The organism is Larkinella rosea, from assembly GCF_003858635.1.
Classification (GTDB): Bacteria; Bacteroidota; Bacteroidia; order Cytophagales; family Spirosomataceae; genus Larkinella; species Larkinella rosea.
Genome location: NZ_RQJO01000011.1, coordinates 454493 through 473084 on the forward strand (window position 1 = coordinate 454493; position 18592 = coordinate 473084).

Below are 18592 nucleotides of genomic sequence, written 5' to 3' on the forward strand. Positions count from 1 at the left end.
GAACAAAAGAGTGTCCGGTGACGGACACTCTTTTGTTTTTAATGTGCCTATTCGGTTAATTACCAGCCTTTTGTTTTTCTGGCATAAGCCTTGAGTCTTTGGTAAGCATTCCGTCCATCTGACAACCGCATGTTTCGCAATTACGTCGTCATCGCTTTTCGCAATCTCTGGAAACACAAACTGTTTTCCTTCATTAACATCGTCGGTTTGGCATCCGGAATCATGGTGTGTCTGTTGGCGCTGATCGACATCAAAGGTGCCTTTGACTACGGGAATTTTCACCCGAATGCTGATCGGACGTACCGGATTCTGACCGATGTCACCAGCAATGACAACCAGACTGCGGCATTTGCCACCACGCCCCTGCCACTGGCCGATGGTTTGAAGCGGGAGTACGGTTTTGTGGAGAAAACCACCCGGGTAATTCGGGAATACGCCGAATTTACCGTTGATCAGAAAAAGCTGGGAGACTATTACTGCGCTGTCGATCCGGGCTTTTTTACTATTTTAGGTTATAAACTGGCGACCGGGCAACCGGCCACAGAACCCCATACGGCGGTTTTGACACCCCAAACGGCGGAGAAATTTTTCGGCCTGTCGAACCCGATTGGTAAGGTCATTCATACCAAAGAATTTGGTTCAATAACGATCACGGGTGTATTCAAGGAACTTCCAACCCGCTCACACCTTCGCTTCGGGCTGGTGATCTCGATGCCGACACTTTTGACGGAAAACCGGAAACAGCTGCAAACCGATTGGAAACAATACACAAACGGTTATACGTATGTTTTGCTGAAAAAAGGGGCGACGGTTGCCCAATTGGAAAAAGTCCTGCCGACCATTGCCGCGCGGGCGACCAAAGACATTCGCTTTAAGTCCGAGAAAGGATACACCTTTCGGGCGCAGTCCATGACCAGGCTTTCACCTTCCCGTGAAGATCTGGAAATGGGAACCTGGGAGCAAACCTGGGGCAAACTGGCTACCGAAATGGCCGTTGGATTGCTAACGCTGTTGCTGGCGGTTTTCAATTACGTCAACCTCACGCTGGCCCGCTCGCTGAGTCGCGCCCGCGAAGTTGGTATCCGGAAAGTGTCCGGAGCCGTACGCTGGCAGTTGATGGGGCAGTTTATGTCCGAATCAGTGGTGTTGTCGCTCTTCGCGTTGGGAGTCGCCTATTTGCTCCTGATGCTGATCGAACCGATGCCATTCGTGCAGCAGTGGCTGATCGGAGGGGTGAAATTGAACACAAAGCTCTGGGCGGTTTTTGTCGGGTTCAGCGTTTTGACCGGTTTGCTGGCGGGATTCGTCCCGGCACGGGTGTTATCCGGTTTCCGGCCGGCGCAGGTATTGCGAAGCCAGACCGGTCTGAAAGTTTTCAAAGGCATCACATTGCGTAAGTCGTTGATTGTGGCGCAGTTTGCCATCGCCCTGATTGCCATGATCGCGCTGGTGTCGATGGCGCGTCAACAGCATTACATGGCGACGGCGGACTACGGTTTTCGGAGTGAACGCATTTTGAATATTCCTCTGAACAACGTTCCCTACCAACGGCTGGCGAATGAATTAAACCGGATTCCGGGCGTCGAACGCGTATCGGCAACCTCGGAACTGTTCGGCAGCCACGGTGGTGATCTTCGGAGAGTACGTCGGCAGAAATCCGGTGGCGATTCGGTTGTCGCTTTTACAACGGCCATCGATCCGCATTTTATCGACAATATGGACCTGACGTTGCTGGCGGGCCAGAATTTGCCGGAAATGGCTGCGGATACGATCGGAGAAGGTTCGTTGGGGCGGTTTGTGCTGGTCAATGAAGAAGCCGTTAAAGCTTTCCGGATGGGCAATCCACGGGAGGTAGTGGGTCAATCGCTCTGGCTAAACGATAGCACGGAAGTGCAGATTGCCGGGGTCATCAAAGATTTCCGGTTTACCACCTTTAACTGGCCCATCAAGCCCCTGATTCTGAAATACCAGCCCAAGCGGTTTCGGTATGCCAATGTCCGGATTGCCGAGGGAACTACCGACGCCACGCTGGCCGGCGTGCAGCGCGTCTGGAAAAGTTTGAACCCGCGCGAGCCATTTGCGGGCGAGTGGTACAGCGATTTTCTCTATAAGCGGCACAGTCACGAAGACGATGTGAATTTCATGGGTTTATTGACGGCGCTGGCCTTTTCCATTGCCTGCCTGGGCCTGCTGGGAATGGTTACGTATACGACCGAAACCCGCGTCAAGGAGGTGGGCATCCGGAAAGTGATGGGCGCAGAGGTTCGGCAGATCATCTGGCTGTTATCCTGGGATTTTGTTAAATTACTGCTCATTGCGGGCGCAATTGCAATCCCGTTGGGGTATCTGGCCGGAATGGCTTTTCTGATTAATTTTGCCTACCACGTTTCGATCGGTTTTGAAACACTGGGCGGTTGCATCGGCCTGTTGCTGGGCCTCGGCGGGCTAACCATCGGTTTCCGAACCTACCGGGCCGCGTTGTCGAATCCGGCGGATAGTTTACGGAGTGAGTAGGTTAGCGAATGATGGCACCAATAGATTGATAATTTATCATCTATCATTCTAAAAAGTCGTTGAGGTTGATCTGGAGGATTTCCGAATAAGAAGATTCTGTCGTCAGGCCAGCGTCGCCTTTGCGGTATCGAAGCCACTGCAAGGTTTTGTAATTGTAAACAAAGGCTTCGCGAATGCCGTAGTTATTTTTGTCCGTAAGCCAAATGACTTTTTCAATATCATTTTGTAAACCAGCCGAATGGCATATTTCAATTATAACGGGCGTTTGATCCGTTCCGTTGTCATAGAGTAAAAGGTCAGGTGTCGGGCTGCTTTTTCCCTCGTCAAGCATTGTTTCAACAAACGGCTCAAAAGGGATTGTTTTTTCGGAGTAGAAGAGAGAACCTAATCCCAACATCAGTTTACCAATAACCCGTTGATGTTGTTTCGGAGCATTGGTACCCATTTTTTCACGGGCGAGAAACGGAACATCATCACCTGTGTAATACATAGTTAAATGGATTTACAGTTTTTCAAATATACCCAATTATGATTTCACTACATAACGTTTCCAAGTACTACCCCGCCGGTTTCGGTAAGACATACGTGCTTCGTAACATCTCCCTCGACATCAACGAAGGCGAATTTGTTTCCATCATGGGGCCGTCGGGATCGGGTAAATCCACGCTGCTGCACATCCTGGGAATGCTGGAAGAACCCTCGGAAGGAGAGTACCTGTTTTTTGACCAGCCGGTACAGAAACTGTCGGAGAAACGTCGGACGGAATTGCACCGCAATTACATCGGTTTTGTTTTTCAGGCTTATCACCTGATCGATGAGCTGACGGTGTATGAAAACATCGAAACGCCCCTGTTGTACAAAGGCTTGTCGTCGTCGGAACGGAAAAGCCGGGTGGCCGAATTGCTCGACCGGTTTAACATGGTGGCCAAAAAAGACCTTTTCCCGACGCAGTTATCGGGCGGGCAGCAGCAACTGGTCGGGATTGCCCGCGCCGTTGCGTCTGAACCCAAGGTGATTTTTGCCGATGAACCCACCGGAAACCTGCACTCCGACCACGCGAAGGAGATTATGGAGCTGTTCAAAAAACTGAATAAAGAAGATGGCGTAACCATCGTTCAGGTGACGCACTCGGAAGTAAATGCGGAATATGGAAACCGGATTTTGCGGTTGAAAGACGGCTGGCTGGAATCCTTCCCGGTTTCGGTCGAGCGGGAATAACGCAACTTTATAAATTCGCGAAAACCGCTTGAAGCCGGTTTTGGGGCGATTTATCAAACGTTGTTTCACCGATTTGCCGAATCCACTGGATTCCGCTGACATTGGTACAAAGAACGGCATCCACTCTGGCGAGAACGTCGGGCAAAAAAAGCCCCTGGTGAATCGAAAAACCGTGTTGCGGGGCCAAGCGAAGCAGTTGCCGACGCAGAATTCCGTCGATGCAACCACTTTCGAGAGCTGGCGTAAAGAGTTGGTTATCAGTTATCCAGAAGAGGTTTGAGGCAATGCATTCGGCTAAATGCCCGTGGGTGTCCAGCAAAATCATGTCGTCGGCGTTGTGCTTTTGTTTGGCAATTCCGGCCAGCACGTATGGCAAGGCGTTCAGCGTTTTGTAGGCCGAAACCGCTGAGGGCGATAACCGGAAGGCATCGAAAACGCCAACCACCGGTTTTTCCGTGACGGCAAAGTCCGAGCCGGACCGGGCGGTAATCAGGAAATTGGCCTGAGAACTGGTCGGCGTGTACAGGCCACCGGGCTGCCGCCAGACCTGGAGTTTGATGCGTGCCGGTTGATGGAGCAGATTATTGATTTTGAGAAGGTCCAGAATTTGGGAAAGCAGTAAATCCCGGTCGAATTGGGCCGGTAGCCGGAGCGAAAAGGCGTCCATGCCGCGGGTGATCCGGTCGTAATGATCCGGCCAGAACCGGACTTCGTTTTGCTCGTACCGGATGGTTTCAAACAAGCCGTCACCGTATTGGAATGCCCGGTCGTTTGGCGTAAGACAAATGGCCTCTTCCGACTGTACATCCCCGTTTAAAACCACGTTCATTTGTATTTTCACCGTTTATCTAAAATAATTCATCAGTACGCAAGATACTTTGTAACATTGAACAACCATGAAGCGATTTACTATTTACAACAGCCCGGTGATCCGGTTTAAGGTTACGATCCTGGCATCGCTACTGGGGCTTATCGTCAATGCAACGAATGCCCAGACAACCGTGCAGAGCGGTCAGACGGCTCCGGCGTCCCAACGGTATTCGTTACGGCAATGTATCGATATTGCATTGCAGAATAACCTGCAAATCAAGCAGGGAGAATTGAACGTGCAGGGAAGCGCGCTGCAATTGCGCCAGTCGAAATTAAATCTTTTGCCGAGTATAAACGGTTTTGGAAGTCAATCATTCAGTTCTGGCCGGAACATCAACCCGGCAACCAACGAATTTGTGGAGTCGTCGGTAACATCCAATAACTATCAGCTTTCGGGGCAGGTAACGGTATTCAACGGTTTGGCGCTGCAAAAGACGATTAGGCAGAATGACTTATTTCTGCAATCAACTCAGATGAATTTAAAGGCCATTCAGAATAATGTTTCGATTTTAGTCGTACAGAATTACCTGAATGTACTGACGTATCAGGAGCAACTCGATATTGCCCGTCGTCAAGTTGAAACAACCCGTGGGCAACTGGATCGTACTACCAAATTAGTGAATGCCGGTACGCTGGCCGAAGCACAGCTTTACGACCTCCGCGCCCAGGTTGCCAACGATGAATTGACTGTTGTCAATGCCCAGAATAACCTGGATCTGGCAAAACTGGCCTTGTTGCAAGCTATGAACCTGCCAGCCGGAAATAGTGGTGCTCCCACACCCGGTAGCCTGGAAGTAGAAAGATACCAGTTGGATGATCCAACATTGGAACCCTATTCGGCTACTGCACAGGCGGTTTACGAAACGGCGCTCCAGTTTATGCCGGACGTGAAAGCCGCTGAACTACGGGTACGAAGTGATGCCGAAGGGGTAAAAGTAGCTAAAGCTCAATTGTTTCCGACATTGACTTTGAGCGGAAGTATCAGCACATTGTATTCGAGCGTGGGTCGACAGAAACAGTTTGAAAATGGCACAACACTGGTTCCGCTGACGGTCGTGATGAATGGCGTTACATCAACTATTGGGGTTGTCAATCCTGCCTACACCTATCAGAATTTTACGTATGGTGAGCAATTGAACAACAACCTGAACCGAGGGGCTTCACTGAACCTGAACGTTCCGATTTTCGGCCGGTTTGTGGCTCGTAACCGGATTACCAACGCAACCATTAACCAGAAAACCTCGGAGATTACTGCGGATAATACCCGATTGACCCTCCGCCAGAATATCGAAACCGCCTATACCAATATGCTGGCGGCTTCCAATCGGTACCGGTCAACGCAGATTCAGGTTGAGTCGTTAGTGAAGGCGTTCCAGGCAGCTGAAAGCCGGTTTAATGCCGGAGCGCTGAACTCCGTCGATTACAACATTGCCAAAAACAATCTGGATCGTTCGCGCGCCAATCTGGTGCAGGCCAAGTTCGATTACGTATTCAGAACCAAGATTCTAGATTTTTACCAAAATAAACCGTTGTCATTTTAATGAATAATGAACAATGAAAAATGAATAATTTGCGGGCTCGTTTGTAACCAGTAAATTACCCGCTTGTTCATTCCGGTTCGCCGGTAATCATATTCATTATTCATTGTTCATTGTTCATCTCCTATGAAACGTAAATCAAACCGCATCTGGTGGATACTCGGTGGTATTGTTATTCTGTTGGTAGGCGGATTGGTAGCCGCCAAGCAAACCGGCCTGATTGGTAAAGCTAAACCGGCGGAAGTTGATTTTACCGCAGTTAAAAAAGTAGACATCATCGAACGGGTGAGTGCTTCGGGTCGGGTGCAACCGGAAGTGGAGGTTAAAATCAGTCCGGACGTTTCAGGAGAAATTATTGCTTTATACGTTGCCGAAGGCGATTCGGTGAAACAAGGGCAGTTATTGCTTAAAATTCGCCCCGATAACTACGAATCTCTCTTAGCCCGCGCCCGCGCCACAGTCAACTCCAGCCGGGCTCAGTATCTGCAAACCAAGGCGTTAGCTGCTCAGGGCCGGGCGCGACTGATCCGGTCAAAAGCGAATTACGAACGGAATAAGAAACTGCTGGCCGACAAAGTAATTTCGGCTTCGGATTTCGAGCAGATCGAAGCCGATTACAACGTAGCACAGCAGGAAATAGAGTCGACGGAAGCCAACATCAAAGCCGCTGAATTCAACGTCGCCGGTGCCGAAGCTGGTTTGCGCGATGCCACTGAAAACCTTCGTAAAACCACGATTTACGCGCCGGTCAACGGTACGGTTTCCAAACTCAATGTCGAGTTGGGCGAACGCGTCGTGGGAACATCGCAGATGGCGGGTACGGAAATGCTCCGGATTGCCAACCTCAACAACATGGAAGTGCGGGTGAACGTCAACGAAAACGACATCGTTCGGGTGAGCCTGGGCGATACGGCGGACATCGACGTCGACTCGTATTCGACAACCGGTCGGAAATTTAAAGGCATTGTGACCGAAATTGCCAATACCGCCAACGGTCTGGCCGCCAGTGGTGCAACGGGTTCCACGTCGAGTATGTCGACGGATGCCGTAACCGAGTTCGAGGTTCGGATCAAAGTGCTGAACAGTTCGTACAAGGATTTAATGGCGAAGCGGGCCAAGCGTACTTACCCACTCAAACCGGGGATGACGGCTTCTGTCGAAGTCATCACCGACCGTCGTCCGGGCGTTTTAGCCGTTCCGATTGCCGCCGTAACCACCCGGGGAGCCGCTCAGGAAGCCATGAACCGCAACCCGAACGACGATAATAACAATAACAACAACGGCGAAAAACCGGCTAATCAGGCCCCGGCGAAGAAGGAGGAAGTCAAAGAAATTGTGTTTGTCCATCAGAACGGCAAAGTCGTTCAGCGGGAAGTAAAAACCGGGATCAGCGACTTTGAAAATATCGAGGTTAAATCGGGACTGAAAGCGGGCGAGGAGGTTGTGTCCGGGCCGTTTATCGCAGTCTCGAAACGCTTGAAAGATGGCGATCCGGTAGTTAAACATGATCCGTCTAAAGACAAAAAACCGGAAAAAACCGACCAGTAACAACAACCGGGAATTCTGATAGAGCATATGAAAACGCCTGCCCTGTTAAAAGGTGCAGGCGTTTTTTGTATTTTGCGGCTTCAATTACTTAGACAAAAGAGAAAAGACCAGAGAATAGAGACGTAACTATTTGGCAGTCAAAAGTCTTTTTTCTTTGTTCTCAAGTCTTTTCTCTTTACAATTATGAATCAACCCGCTCGGATTACCGTCGTGGGCGGTGGCAGCTGGGCCACTGCGATTATTAAAATTTTGTCGGAAGGGAACAATCACATTCGCTGGTGGTTGCGGAGTCAGCGCGATGCCGGTCATATCAAAAAATTCCATCACAATCCCAGTTACCTGAGCGATGTGCAGATCAGCCCGCGCAAGGTTCGGGTGTGCACGAAAATCAAAGATGCTTTGAGCGACAGTCAGTACATTATTCTGGCGGTTCCGGCGGCTTTTATTGGCGATGCGTTGCAAGGTGTAAAACCGGCCCAACTCGTTGGGAAAAGCATCATTTCGGCCATTAAAGGCATGATTCCTGAAAAGAATCAGTTGATCACTGATTGGGCCGAACAAACCTTTGAGGTTCCAGCTGATCGGATTGCGGTAATTGCCGGGCCCTGTCATGCCGAAGAAGTAGCCCTTGAAAAACAATCCTATCTGACCATTGCGTCGCGGGATCTGGCGTTTGCTTCGGAGGTAGCTCAGTTTCTTAACGGGCGTTTCGTTCAGACGTCTCCGCTCGATGATATTTACGGTGTTGAATATTGCGCCGTGATGAAAAACATCATTGCGCTGGCTTGCGGAATGACGCACGGGTTGGGCTATGGCGATAATTTCCAGGCGGTTTTAGTCTCCAACGCCATGCAGGAAATCCGGCGGTTTGTCGATAAAGTATATCCAATGCCGCGCGATTTGAGCGCGTCGGCCTATTTGGGGGATTTGCTCGTCACGGCGTATTCGCCCTTCAGCCGGAACCGAACGTTCGGGCATTTGATTGGCCGCGGCTACAGCGTGCAGTCGGCCCAAATGGAAATGAATATGATTGCGGAAGGGTATTACGCCGTAAAAAGTATTCACGAAATTAACCGGCAACACGGCGTTCTGATGCCGATTATGGAGATGGTGTATACGGTTTTATACGAAAAAACGTCACCGGTTTTGGCAACGAATGCGTTGAAAACCGTCCTGAAATAGTATCAGAGAAAGCTCCGGATTTGGGTAGCTATTTCCATGAATTCTTCCGGACTCAGTTTCAACTTGTTATTGAAATTCATATCCGCCATGCTGTTCAACGGGATCAGGTGAACATGGGCATGAGGCACTTCCAGGCCAACGACGGCCACCCCAATGCGTTTGCAGGGAACGGCTTTTTCGATGGCAGGCGCGATCTGTTTGGCAAACTTCATCAGTCCGGCGTACAGGTCGTCATCAAGGTCAAACAGGTAATCGATTTCTTTTTTAGGAATGACCAGTGTGTGCCCTTTTGCGGCTGGAAACACATCGAGAAAGGACAGATAATCGTCGGTTTCGGCAATTTTATACGCCGGTATTTCACCACTGACGATGCGGGAGAAGATGGAAGACATAGGCGTTAAATGAACAAAGAACAATGAACAATGAAAGGCGCTGAGAACCAGCTATTCATTGTTCATTGTTCATCTAAAAAACTATCGTCCGATTTCAAGTACTTCAAACTCAATGGTGCCCGCAGGGACTTTAATTTCGGTGGTGTCACCGACTTTTTTACCCAGCAACCCTTTTCCAATGGGGGAGCCAACCGAAATCCGGCCCAGTTTCAAATCCGCTTCCTCTTCCGAAACCAGCGTATACGTCATCGTAGCGCCATTTTTCCGGTTTTTAATTTTCACCGTCGATAATACGGATACGAGCGAAGCATCAATCGACGATTCGTCCAGCAGCCGGGCGTTGGAAACAATTTCTTCCATTTTGGAAATCTTCATCTCCAGCAAACCCTGCGCATCCTTTGCCGCGTCATACTCGGCATTTTCGCTCAGGTCGCCCTTATCGCGCGCTTCCGCAATCTGGCGGGACATATCGCTCCGTCCCTTGGTTTTCAGATCATTCAGTTCGGCTTTGAGCCGGTTTAGACCTTCTTCAGTGTAATACGAAATTTTACCCATGTTACATCTACTCTATAATTTTCGTTGCCTTTGGTTTCGCTACCCCAAGAGCCAATCAATCCCACTGTGGCCGATTATCAGAGGGTAACTGGCCACAAAAAAGAAAAGAACGGTTCGCTGACCGTTCTCCATACAAAATCTTGTTTCTTTGTAGGAAGCGTCAGGAGCCTTTCTGCGGAATTGTATGTATAGCTGTTCGACTAACCATAGTGGAACTCAGGAAGACAAAAATAACAATTCCGTGGCATTCTCCCAACGCCCCAATCAGCAATTCGAGCAAATAACTAGTTACAGTTTTGGGAAGTGATTCTTTTCGCATAGTATTTATGGGCACGCCCGATTTTGCGGTGGCCAGCCTGAGTAAACTGCTGGAAGACGGCTGTCAGGTGGTGGCTGTGGTGACGGCTCCCGACCGACCTTCGGGGCGGGGACAACAACTCACCGAGTCACCAGTGAAACGGGCCGCCGTGGCGGCTGGCATACCGGTTTTGCAGCCGGAAAAACTGCGTGATCCTGATTTTCTGGAAAAATTGCAAAGCTATCAGGCTGATTTACAGGTAGTCGTTGCGTTTCGGATGTTGCCGGAAGTCGTTTGGGCCATGCCCCGAATTGGTACGTTCAATTTGCACGCATCGTTGTTGCCGCAATACCGGGGGGCGGCTCCCATCAATTGGGCGGTCATTAACGGCGAGAAAGAAACCGGAGCGACCACGTTCTTTATTGAAAAAGAGATTGATACCGGGCAGATGATTTTTCAGGAAACCGAGCCCATTCATCCGGATGATTCGGCCGGAACGCTGCATGACCGGTTGATGGAAAAAGGCGCTGCATTGGTCCTGAAAACCGTTCGGGCGATTGAAGCGGGGGAGTATCCACGAAAACCGCAACCTCAGGTTGGCGAATTGAAATTAGCCCCAAAAATTCACCGGGAAACCTGCGAGATCAACTGGTTTCAACCCGCCAAAGCCGTGCGGAATTTTGTGCGGGGCATGTCGCCCTATCCAACGGCCTGGACGAAGATTAACAACAAGATTTACAAGATATATGCAGTTTCGTTTTCCGACCATTCACCGATCCCTGCCGAGCCGGGTGAAGCCTGGTCAGACGGCAAAAAGACGTTGCTGATCAAAGCCGCAGATGGCTGGCTGTCGGTGGATGAATTGCAGGCCGAAGGGAAGCGAAAAATGACGGTTGAAGAATATTTTCGGGGGAATAAAATCTAAACGATGCTGATTAGTTTAATTGCTGCGGTGGCCGAAAACGGCGTTATTGGTCAGGATAATGATTTGGTCTGGCACTTGCCCGACGATTTTAAGTATTTCAAACAAACGACTTCGGCCCATCCGATTTTGATGGGCCGGAAAACGTTCGAATCGCTGGGAAAACCGCTGCCAAACCGCCTGAACGTGGTCATTACCCGAAATCCGGCGTTTCAGCCCGAAGGCGCTGTGGTGGTCGATTCACTGGAAAAAGCGATTGAAGAAGCCCGAAAAACCGGTATTGCCGAAGCCTTTGTCATTGGTGGGGCCGAAATCTACCGTCAGGCCATTGGGTCTGCCGACCGACTTTATCTGACGGAAGTGAAAGCTTCGTATGAAGGAGACGCCCGGTTTCCGGATTTTGATAAAACCGGCTGGCGGGAAATCAGCCGACGCCCTCACCCAGCCGATGACCGGCACGCAGTGGCTTTTGATTTTGTGGTTTGGGAGCGAAAACCGTAGTTTTTAGCGTAACAAGCTGAGATTAAATGTAAAACCGGGCAAGGTGTTTTCGCCGGACAGCACGTTATCAAACCCCTGAACAACCTGAACGGAACCGTCGGCATGGTAGATTCGGGCGGTTTCCGCTTTCGGATCGATCAGCCAGGCCAGGCGGCAACCGTTGTCGATGTATTCGCGCATCTTGTCTTCCGCCATTCGCAAAACGTCGGTCTCGCTCATTAATTCAACCAAAAATTCGGGGCAAAGTGGCGGAAATTTTCGCCGTTGTTCCGGTGTCAGTCGGTTCCACTGTTGCTGGCTAACCCAGGCAACGTCGGGCGAACGGTCTGCACCATTGGGTAATTTGAAGCCGGTCGATGAATCGAAAACGAGTCCCCGTTGTGTTTCGTCCGACCAGATGTCCAAACGGGAAGTCAATTTGGTATTTCTGCGACCTGTTTCTCCGCCAGTAAGTGCCATAATTTCAATGTTCCCGTTGGAATCACGCTCAAATTTAACATCCGGATTTTCCTGACAGAAATGGTAGAACTCATCATCGGTCATCGAGCGAAGACGGTCGGCCAAATCCGTACCAGACGGCAAATTTATGGTTTCAATCGGCAGAGTCAGTTTCATAGAACCAACAGTTGTGTTCAATCAAATATATCAATTTATCCCTTCATAAACCGAATCACCGCCACTTCGGCCAGTAAAAAAACCAGCGCGGCAATCACAAAATACTTCCAGAGGTTGGTTCCCAGATTTTGCTGACGCAGTTCTTCCACAAAATCGTCGTCCTGAATGCTGTCGAAAATCTCTACATTGGGCTGACCGGCAAAAATCCGCCGAAGCTCGTCGGGTTTGTAAAACTCCATCTGCGACTCCCGGTTTCCGTGGTTGAAGGCCAGTAACTTCTCGGTTTTTCCGTTCAATTGCAACTCATAATACCCCGACGCCAGTTGCTGGCCGTCGTTGAGCTGATTGCTTTTCGGAAGTTCCATCAGCAACTGCTGCCCGTTGACGCGCTGAACCGGAATGATCTCCAGTTTGTCGCGCTTCAGTTTATACACTGCGTTGGGCGATGCATTCGCAACCGGCACTTCGATGGTGTTGTCATCGAACGAATACGCGGTCCGCTCGGGCCGAACGCTCAGTGCCGCAATTTTGTACATGATGGGCACAAACAAGGCGTGTTGTGCCAGGTTTCCGTATTCGGTATTTAAAGGACTGCCAAAAATATATACCTGTCCGCTCGTTGAGCCACCGGCTCTGGATTGCGTCAGGAAAGGAACGCCGTTGCGGAGGGTCAATAACCGCTCACCCACAACCCGCCATTGCCAGACCGGAACCGCATTGGGCAGATTTTCAATACCTTGCTGATTGGTTTGCTCAAAAATATCGCGGAAGAACGGGTTCTGGCGGTTGGGGGGCGAAAGCGGTTGTTGCGGGGGCAGGGGGGGAGCCTGCGTTTGTAAACCGCCGACACCCAATCCCGCAAAAAATGGCGACCAGGTGGCGGCATCCGGTGTCGAGGGAGGAATAATAACCAGGCTGCCACCCTGCCGCACAAACCGCTCCAGTTCGCTTCGCAGCGTCCCACTGACCTGATTGACCCCTTCCAGCACCACCAGATCGGCGGTTTTTAATTGACCGACGTCCACGTTTTGTGCGCTGAAGCTCCGGCGGACAAACAGGCTGTCGTTGCCGTAGACATTCTCGATGTAATTCGCTTCCGTTTTCTGGTCATACAAATGAAGTACCCGGATGGATGGCGATGCCTGAATGACAAAGTAATATTCGTTATCGAACGTAATCGGGTAATCCTCGAATGTGATGCGCCCCCGGCGGAAACCTTTCTGGGTAACATTAAAATTGAGCGTGGCCGTTGCGGCTCCTTTGCCCGGTAGGGTGACGGATGCCGTTGAAACCTGCGTCTGGTCGATAAAAAGCTTGATTGGGAAATTGCGAACGGATTCATCTCCACTGTTCCGGACGCGGACGTTGAGCGTGTTATTCTGCATTTCCCGAATGAATGGGGTACTCAGCCAGACCGAATCGACGAAAACGTTTTTGGTGGGTTGGGTTTCCAGCGGCACCAGAAAAAGGCGGTTGGTGGTGTCGATTTTCATTCTGGAAAGATCACCGGCGGTGCTTTTCTGAAAATCGGAGAACCAGAATAACTGATTGGGACCGCTTGGGTTGTGCGACGCCAGCAGGTTAAGTTGTCGACGGTACACGTCGGGTAAGGAGCGGGGCGTATGGGCAAACCGGATGGTCGTTACCCGGTCGCGCAGGGCTTCGGCGGTTCCAACGGTTTGCTCCTGACTGCTAAAGTCGTTGGTAACCAATTGCAGGGAAGTCGCGTTGCGGAACAAGCCTAACAACTGGTCCAGCTTACTGGTCGCAATATCCAGATACCGCTTTTCATTGGCCTCATTCTGCATGCTGTATGAGTTGTCGAGATACAAACTCGTCAAACCCGTTCGCGACAGGCCCAATTTACTTTTACTGGGCAGAAATGGCTGCGCAAAGGCCAGCACCAGGCAAATTACGAATAACGTCCGAAAGAGCAGGATCAGATAATGTTTCAACCGCCGAAACGATTTGGTTTCGGTCTGGACGGTTTTTAACAGGGCGACGTTGGTAAAAAATACCCGGCGCGTCCGGCGAAAATTAAATAAATGTATGGCAACAGGGACCGAAACCGCCAGCAGCCCAAACAGAAAGGTAGGATATAGAAAACTCATTCGCTGTAGCGATTATTTTCTTTAATAACGGCCAAATAAAACAATGTTGTTCTGGCTATGATGAATTTAGCAAGATAATACGGATCGCTCAGATTTACACGGAACAATCCGCGAAAGACTATTTCAGAACGGCGGTTTCAATCGTGTAAAAAGCTTCCTGGGTCTGTAAAACATCCGTATAGGTGATGGAACCGGTTTCGTCGCCGATCGTCGTAAAGGCCGGAACGGGCGAATGACCAACAACCTGATGCACCCCCCACAGGTAATCGCCCGAGGTTTCCCGTTTGTCAGCCCAAACGGGTCCACCGGCTTCATCATAGCCCCCTCGCAGGTAACTAACATCGAACAAAGTCGTTCGCATCATTCGATCCTGATGCATTTCGTTCATCAAATCGGCCAGTTGATGCAGCGACTGCAAATTTAGGTCCAGATTTTGGCTTCCATTGCCCTTTGGTAAATGAGCCAGCCAGCGGTTTGATACGCCTGCGTGGGTAAACAGGTACTCATCTTCCTGATAGGCAATCTGAAACAAACGAATGTGATCTCTAAAAAGCTTACTCAGCGCGGGTTGCATCGACGGCCGAAAACCGGAGCAGCGGTAATGCGGGAAATGCATATACTGCGCATCGTGGTTACCGATCAACAAGACAATTTTATCCGGGTAATGACATTTGAGCCGGATAATTTGTTGCAGGTTATCTAAAATAATATCGTCACTCAGGTCGTAGCTATCGGTATAATCACCCAAAAAGATCACCTTGTCGTATTGATCGACATCAACCTGAAGCCAGCTATTGCGCCCGTGAAGATCTGGTATGGTGATAATTTTCATAGAGCTACCAATATATTGAAAAAGCCTTTGCCACGGGTTGCAGCAAAGGCTTTTTATATTTACCAAACGCAGTGATGGCTTACAGCGTCCGCTTCACTTCTTTCAATTCGAAACTTTCGATCGTATCACCGACCTGAATATCGTTGAAATTTTTGATGCTCAGACCGCACTCATAGCCAAAGCGAACTTCGTTGACATCTTCCTTGTAGCGTTTCAGGGCGCTGATTTCGCCGGTATGCACCACGATGAAGTCGCGGACAACACGAACTTTGTTGTTCCGTTTGATGATTCCTTCCGTTACCATACAACCGGCAACCGTACCGACGCGGCTGATCTTGAAGACATCGCGAACTTCGATGTTACCGATGATAACTTCTTCGGTTGTTGGGGCCAACAGACCTTCCATAGCATCCCGAATCTCGTTGATCGCATCGTAAATGATCGAGTACAAGCGGATTTCGATCTGCTCCTGTTCGGCCAACCGGCGGGCACTGACCGAAGGCCGTACCTGGAAGCCGACGATGATCGCATCCGACGCTGACGCCAGCAGAATATCCGATTCGGAAATCTGACCCACGGCTTTGTGGATGATATTGACCTGAACTTCTTCCGTCGAAAGTTGCAACAGCGAATCCGAGAGGGCTTCTACCGAACCGTCTACGTCACCTTTCACGATCACGTTCAGCTCTTTGAAGTTACCAATCGCTTTCCGGCGACCAATTTCTTCCAGCGTAATATGCTTGCGGGTTCGGAGATTCTGCTCGCGCAACAATTGCTCCCGTTTGTTGGCAATTTCGCGGGCTTCACGCTCCGTTTCCATGACGTTGAACTTATCTCCCGACTGCGGAGCGCCCGGCAGACCAAGAATCTGCACTGGCGTCGATGGGCCGGCTTCTTTCAAGCGCTGGCCAATGTCGTCGGTCATGGCGCGAATCCGACCGAAGTGGGCACCTACCAGAACGATATCCCCTTGTTTAAGCGTACCGGTTTGTACGAGCATCGTCGTTACATAACCCCGGCCTTTGTCCAGCTCGGCTTCAATAACCGTACCGGTTGCCCGTTTGTTCGGATTGGCTTTGAGATCAAGTAATTCGGCCTCGAGCAAGACTTTTTCGAGCAATTCCGAAATCCCCAAACCGGATTTGGAGGAAATCTCCTGTGTCTGATATTTACCACCCCATTCTTCAACGAGCATGTTCATCTGAGACAGTTCTTCCCGCACTTTTTCCGTATTGGCACCCGGTTTATCGACCTTACTGAAGGCAAACACAATCGGCACCCCTGCAACCTGCGCGTGGTTGATCGCTTCGCGCGTTTGCGGCATGACACTGTCGTCCGCAGCAATCACGATAATAACAACGTCGGTTACCTTCGCACCCCGTGCCCGCATGGCCGTAAAGGCTTCGTGACCCGGTGTATCGAGGAAGGTAATCATGCGGTCGTCCGTGGTTTTCACGCTGTAGGCACCAATGTGCTGCGTAATCCCCCCGGCTTCACCAGCCGCAACGCGGGTCCGGCGAATGTAGTCGAGCAGCGACGTTTTACCGTGGTCGACGTGACCCATAATGGTCACAATCGGGGCGCGGTGTACCAGATCTTCTTCCGCATCCGGTTCTTCCACCAGACCTGATTCGATCTCTTCTTCAGCCGATACAAATTGAACTTCAAAATCGAATTCATCGGCAATCACCGTAATGGCTTCTGCATCAAGGCGCTGGTTGATGGATACGAACATCCCCAGGCTCATACAGGTCGCAATAACTTCGTTCACTGAAACATCCATCAGCGACGCCAGGTCGTTTGCGGATACGAACTCGGTTACTTTCAGAATTTTTGCTTCTTCGTTTTCCAGGTCAAGCCGTTCGCGTTCCCGTTCGGCGCGTTCCTGACGGCGATCCCGGCGACGGTCGGCGCCCCGGTTCGGTTTGTTACCGGTCATCCGGGCCTGAGTCGCCTTGATCGAATCTTTTACTTCGCGTTGGGTCGGTTCTTCCCGGCGGTCGCGTGTACCACCCCGGGCTCCGGCTTTTCCTTTATTGGCTGTTCCGGAACCTGCGGCAGTTCCCGCGGCCGGTTTATTCGCCTGACCCGGTTGCTGATTGCGGTTTGGCGGATTGGTCGCATCCCGTTCCCGGTTTCGTGGAGCTCCGCCCTGTCCTTGCGGTTGAGCCGCCCCGGCTGTCGCTGGGCCACTCACCGGGTCACGACGCAGCCGTTTCCGTTTCCGTTTTTTATCACGTTCATCCGTTGAGGCTACCGGCCCATTCTGTTTCTTGGCGCGTTCCGACGGCAGTTCGATGGTTCCTAAAACCGTCAGACCACGCAGTTGTTCACCACGGGCGCGGATGGTTTCAATCGGCTCATCCGGCAGTTCAACGATTGGTTCAGGACGAGGAGCTTCTTCCATCCGGGGAGCGACGGGCCGTGGCTGCGGTTCAACCGGTCGCGGTGGTTGCTGCCCCCGGTTGTCCTGTGGACGGTTCCGGTCGCGATCCGGGCGGTTTCCACCCTGTCCCTGCCCCTGAGGAGTGCCCTGGCGATTGTCGCCGGGACGATCCGGACGTCGGTCGCGTGAGCCGTCATTCCGGTTCGGTTGTTGCCCCTGCCGGTTATCCGGCCGCTGATCGGGTCGTGGGCCATTCGTTCGTTGGTCGCCCCGGTTCGGCTGTTGCTGACGCGCATTCGGGTCGTTGGACCGTTGCGAAGAGGGCTTCCTCTCTAAATCAATTTTACCCAAAACCGTCAGTCCCGGTAATCGGGGCGTAGAGATTTCCGGTTGGGCGGGTTCTTTAATTTCCGGTGAGGTCACTTGCGGACGTGTTTCAACCTGAGGTGTTTCGATTGGGCGTGGGGGCTCAACCGGTGCTACCGCCACTGGCTGAATGGGTTCCGGTTTTTTCTCAACAACGGGTTCGGGAGTTACGGCTTCTGGCTTGGGAGCCGGGGCCGGAGTCTCGCGGGGTTCGACCGGCGTCGTCGGCTGGCGCGCTTCAACTGGTACGGGTTGTGGAGCCGGTTCGGGTTTCGATGGGCTTGGTTCCGGCGCTGTAACTTTCTCTGCTACAACGGGTTGTGGCTGTACAACCGGCTGCGGTTTCGGTACTTCCTGAACCGGTGCGGGTACGGGTTTTGGAACGATGAGCTCGGCAATCGGCTGAGGTGACACCGGCTGGGATGGCCGGGCGGGCTCATTGCGAAAATATTGCGGCAGATCATCGTCGTCCCGACGCTTGGGTTCGGGCACAAAAGTCTCGGGAGCCGGTTTACGGGCAGCTCCGCCATTCAACAGTTCAGTGTTACCAAATTCTTTCGCCAAAATTTCCACCTGATCCGTAGAAATTTTGCCGTTGGGGTTACTATCAACCTTAATCCCTTTGGCAGAAAGACGACTCACCACAGTAGACGAACCTACTCCGAGTATTTTTGCCACTTGGCTAAGGCGCATGGATTTATCTTCTGCCATACAAATGGGTTAGAATGAAAAAAGCATTTAAAT

At 51.1% G+C, this 18592-nt stretch carries 15 protein-coding genes; 7 read left to right on the forward strand and 8 right to left on the reverse strand.

Annotation, left to right across the window (positions count from 1 at the left end; genetic code table 11):
• Nucleotides 1–129 precede the first annotated feature (129 nt).
• Complete coding sequence (locus EHT25_RS25740) at nt 130–2514, forward strand: ABC transporter permease (RefSeq protein ID WP_124878057.1); 2385 nt, start codon at nt 130–132, stop codon at nt 2512–2514.
• A 43-nt stretch (nt 2515–2557) separates the two neighbouring features.
• Here the strand turns inward: EHT25_RS25740 and EHT25_RS25745 are convergent, their stop codons facing one another.
• Nucleotides 2558–3004 (reverse strand): hypothetical protein, encoded by a 447-nt coding sequence (locus tag EHT25_RS25745; RefSeq protein WP_124878058.1) that lies wholly within the window; start codon nt 3002–3004, stop codon nt 2558–2560.
• A 38-nt stretch (nt 3005–3042) separates the two neighbouring features.
• On the opposite strand from EHT25_RS25745, the gene EHT25_RS25750 reads away from it, so the two are divergent.
• The gene (locus EHT25_RS25750; RefSeq protein ID WP_124878059.1) at nt 3043–3732 is read left to right on the forward strand and encodes an ABC transporter ATP-binding protein; all 690 of its coding nucleotides are present in this window, start codon (nt 3043–3045) and stop codon (nt 3730–3732) included.
• Nucleotides 3733–3739: 7 nt separating this feature from the next.
• Here EHT25_RS25750 and EHT25_RS25755 read toward each other — a convergent pair whose 3' ends face one another.
• Nucleotides 3740–4561, reverse strand: coding sequence for an aminotransferase class IV (locus tag EHT25_RS25755; RefSeq protein ID WP_124878060.1), 822 nt, complete (start codon nt 4559–4561; stop codon nt 3740–3742).
• A 67-nt stretch (nt 4562–4628) separates the two neighbouring features.
• Between EHT25_RS25755 and EHT25_RS25760 the strand changes: the two genes are divergently transcribed.
• The 3 genes from EHT25_RS25760 (at nt 4629) to EHT25_RS25770 (ending at nt 8870) form a co-directional block, all read left to right on the forward strand.
• Nucleotides 4629–6143, forward strand: a complete 1515-nt coding sequence (locus EHT25_RS25760) for a TolC family protein (RefSeq protein ID WP_124878061.1) — start codon at nt 4629–4631, stop codon at nt 6141–6143.
• Nucleotides 6144–6266: 123 nt separating this feature from the next.
• A complete protein-coding gene (locus EHT25_RS25765; protein WP_124878062.1) occupies nt 6267–7688 on the forward strand; it encodes an efflux RND transporter periplasmic adaptor subunit in 1422 nt (473 codons plus the stop codon).
• Between the two features lie 183 nt (nt 7689–7871).
• Nucleotides 7872–8870, forward strand: a complete 999-nt coding sequence (locus EHT25_RS25770) for an NAD(P)H-dependent glycerol-3-phosphate dehydrogenase (protein ID WP_124878063.1) — start codon at nt 7872–7874, stop codon at nt 8868–8870.
• A gap of 2 nt (nt 8871–8872) precedes the next feature.
• Here the strand turns inward: EHT25_RS25770 and EHT25_RS25775 are convergent, their stop codons facing one another.
• Complete coding sequence (locus tag EHT25_RS25775; protein WP_124878064.1) at nt 8873–9262, reverse strand: HIT family protein; 390 nt, start codon at nt 9260–9262, stop codon at nt 8873–8875.
• 81 nt (nt 9263–9343) lie between these two features.
• A complete protein-coding gene (gene greA, locus EHT25_RS25780) occupies nt 9344–9817 on the reverse strand; it encodes a transcription elongation factor GreA (RefSeq protein ID WP_124878065.1) in 474 nt (157 codons plus the stop codon).
• 296 nt (nt 9818–10113) lie between these two features.
• Between greA and fmt the strand changes: the two genes are divergently transcribed.
• Nucleotides 10114–11040, forward strand: a complete 927-nt coding sequence (gene fmt, locus EHT25_RS25785; protein WP_262707854.1) for a methionyl-tRNA formyltransferase — start codon at nt 10114–10116, stop codon at nt 11038–11040.
• A 3-nt stretch (nt 11041–11043) separates the two neighbouring features.
• Nucleotides 11044–11538: a dihydrofolate reductase gene (locus EHT25_RS25790; protein WP_124878067.1), complete on the forward strand. Its 495-nt coding sequence runs from the start codon at nt 11044–11046 to the stop codon at nt 11536–11538.
• A gap of 3 nt (nt 11539–11541) precedes the next feature.
• On the opposite strand, the gene EHT25_RS25795 is transcribed toward EHT25_RS25790, so the two are convergent.
• The 4 genes from EHT25_RS25795 to infB all read right to left on the reverse strand — a co-directional run bounded on the left by EHT25_RS25795 (nt 11542) and on the right by infB (nt 18541).
• Nucleotides 11542–12153, reverse strand: coding sequence for a Uma2 family endonuclease (locus EHT25_RS25795; protein WP_124878068.1), 612 nt, complete (start codon nt 12151–12153; stop codon nt 11542–11544).
• Between the two features lie 35 nt (nt 12154–12188).
• Nucleotides 12189–14264, reverse strand: coding sequence for a BatA domain-containing protein (locus EHT25_RS25800; RefSeq protein WP_124878069.1), 2076 nt, complete (start codon nt 14262–14264; stop codon nt 12189–12191).
• 118 nt (nt 14265–14382) lie between these two features.
• Nucleotides 14383–15096: a metallophosphoesterase gene (locus EHT25_RS25805; RefSeq protein WP_124878070.1), complete on the reverse strand. Its 714-nt coding sequence runs from the start codon at nt 15094–15096 to the stop codon at nt 14383–14385.
• A gap of 79 nt (nt 15097–15175) precedes the next feature.
• Nucleotides 15176–18541 (reverse strand): translation initiation factor IF-2, encoded by a 3366-nt coding sequence (gene infB, locus EHT25_RS25810; RefSeq protein WP_229311793.1) that lies wholly within the window; start codon nt 18539–18541, stop codon nt 15176–15178.
• Nucleotides 18542–18592: the final 51 nt, after the last annotated feature.

Excerpts from the sequence above, each read along its gene's own strand:
- EHT25_RS25750 (WP_124878059.1), top strand. The coding sequence starts at position 3,043 with ATGATTTCACTACATAACGTTTCCAAGTACTACCCCGCCGGTTTCGGT.
- infB (WP_229311793.1), bottom strand. The coding sequence starts at position 18,541 with ATGCGCCTTAGCCAAGTGGCAAAAATACTCGGAGTAGGTTCGTCTACT.
- EHT25_RS25770 (WP_124878063.1), top strand. The coding sequence starts at position 7,872 with ATGAATCAACCCGCTCGGATTACCGTCGTGGGCGGTGGCAGCTGGGCC.
- greA (WP_124878065.1), bottom strand. The coding sequence starts at position 9,817 with ATGGGTAAAATTTCGTATTACACTGAAGAAGGTCTAAACCGGCTCAAA.
- EHT25_RS25800 (WP_124878069.1), bottom strand. The coding sequence starts at position 14,264 with ATGAGTTTTCTATATCCTACCTTTCTGTTTGGGCTGCTGGCGGTTTCG.
- EHT25_RS25805 (WP_124878070.1), bottom strand. The coding sequence starts at position 15,096 with ATGAAAATTATCACCATACCAGATCTTCACGGGCGCAATAGCTGGCTT.
- EHT25_RS25740 (WP_124878057.1), top strand. The coding sequence starts at position 130 with ATGTTTCGCAATTACGTCGTCATCGCTTTTCGCAATCTCTGGAAACAC.
- EHT25_RS25765 (WP_124878062.1), top strand. The coding sequence starts at position 6,267 with ATGAAACGTAAATCAAACCGCATCTGGTGGATACTCGGTGGTATTGTT.
- EHT25_RS25775 (WP_124878064.1), bottom strand. The coding sequence starts at position 9,262 with ATGTCTTCCATCTTCTCCCGCATCGTCAGTGGTGAAATACCGGCGTAT.
- EHT25_RS25795 (WP_124878068.1), bottom strand. The coding sequence starts at position 12,153 with ATGAAACTGACTCTGCCGATTGAAACCATAAATTTGCCGTCTGGTACG.
- EHT25_RS25755 (WP_124878060.1), bottom strand. The coding sequence starts at position 4,561 with ATGAACGTGGTTTTAAACGGGGATGTACAGTCGGAAGAGGCCATTTGT.
- EHT25_RS25790 (WP_124878067.1), top strand. The coding sequence starts at position 11,044 with ATGCTGATTAGTTTAATTGCTGCGGTGGCCGAAAACGGCGTTATTGGT.
- EHT25_RS25760 (WP_124878061.1), top strand. The coding sequence starts at position 4,629 with ATGAAGCGATTTACTATTTACAACAGCCCGGTGATCCGGTTTAAGGTT.
- EHT25_RS25745 (WP_124878058.1), bottom strand. The coding sequence starts at position 3,004 with ATGTATTACACAGGTGATGATGTTCCGTTTCTCGCCCGTGAAAAAATG.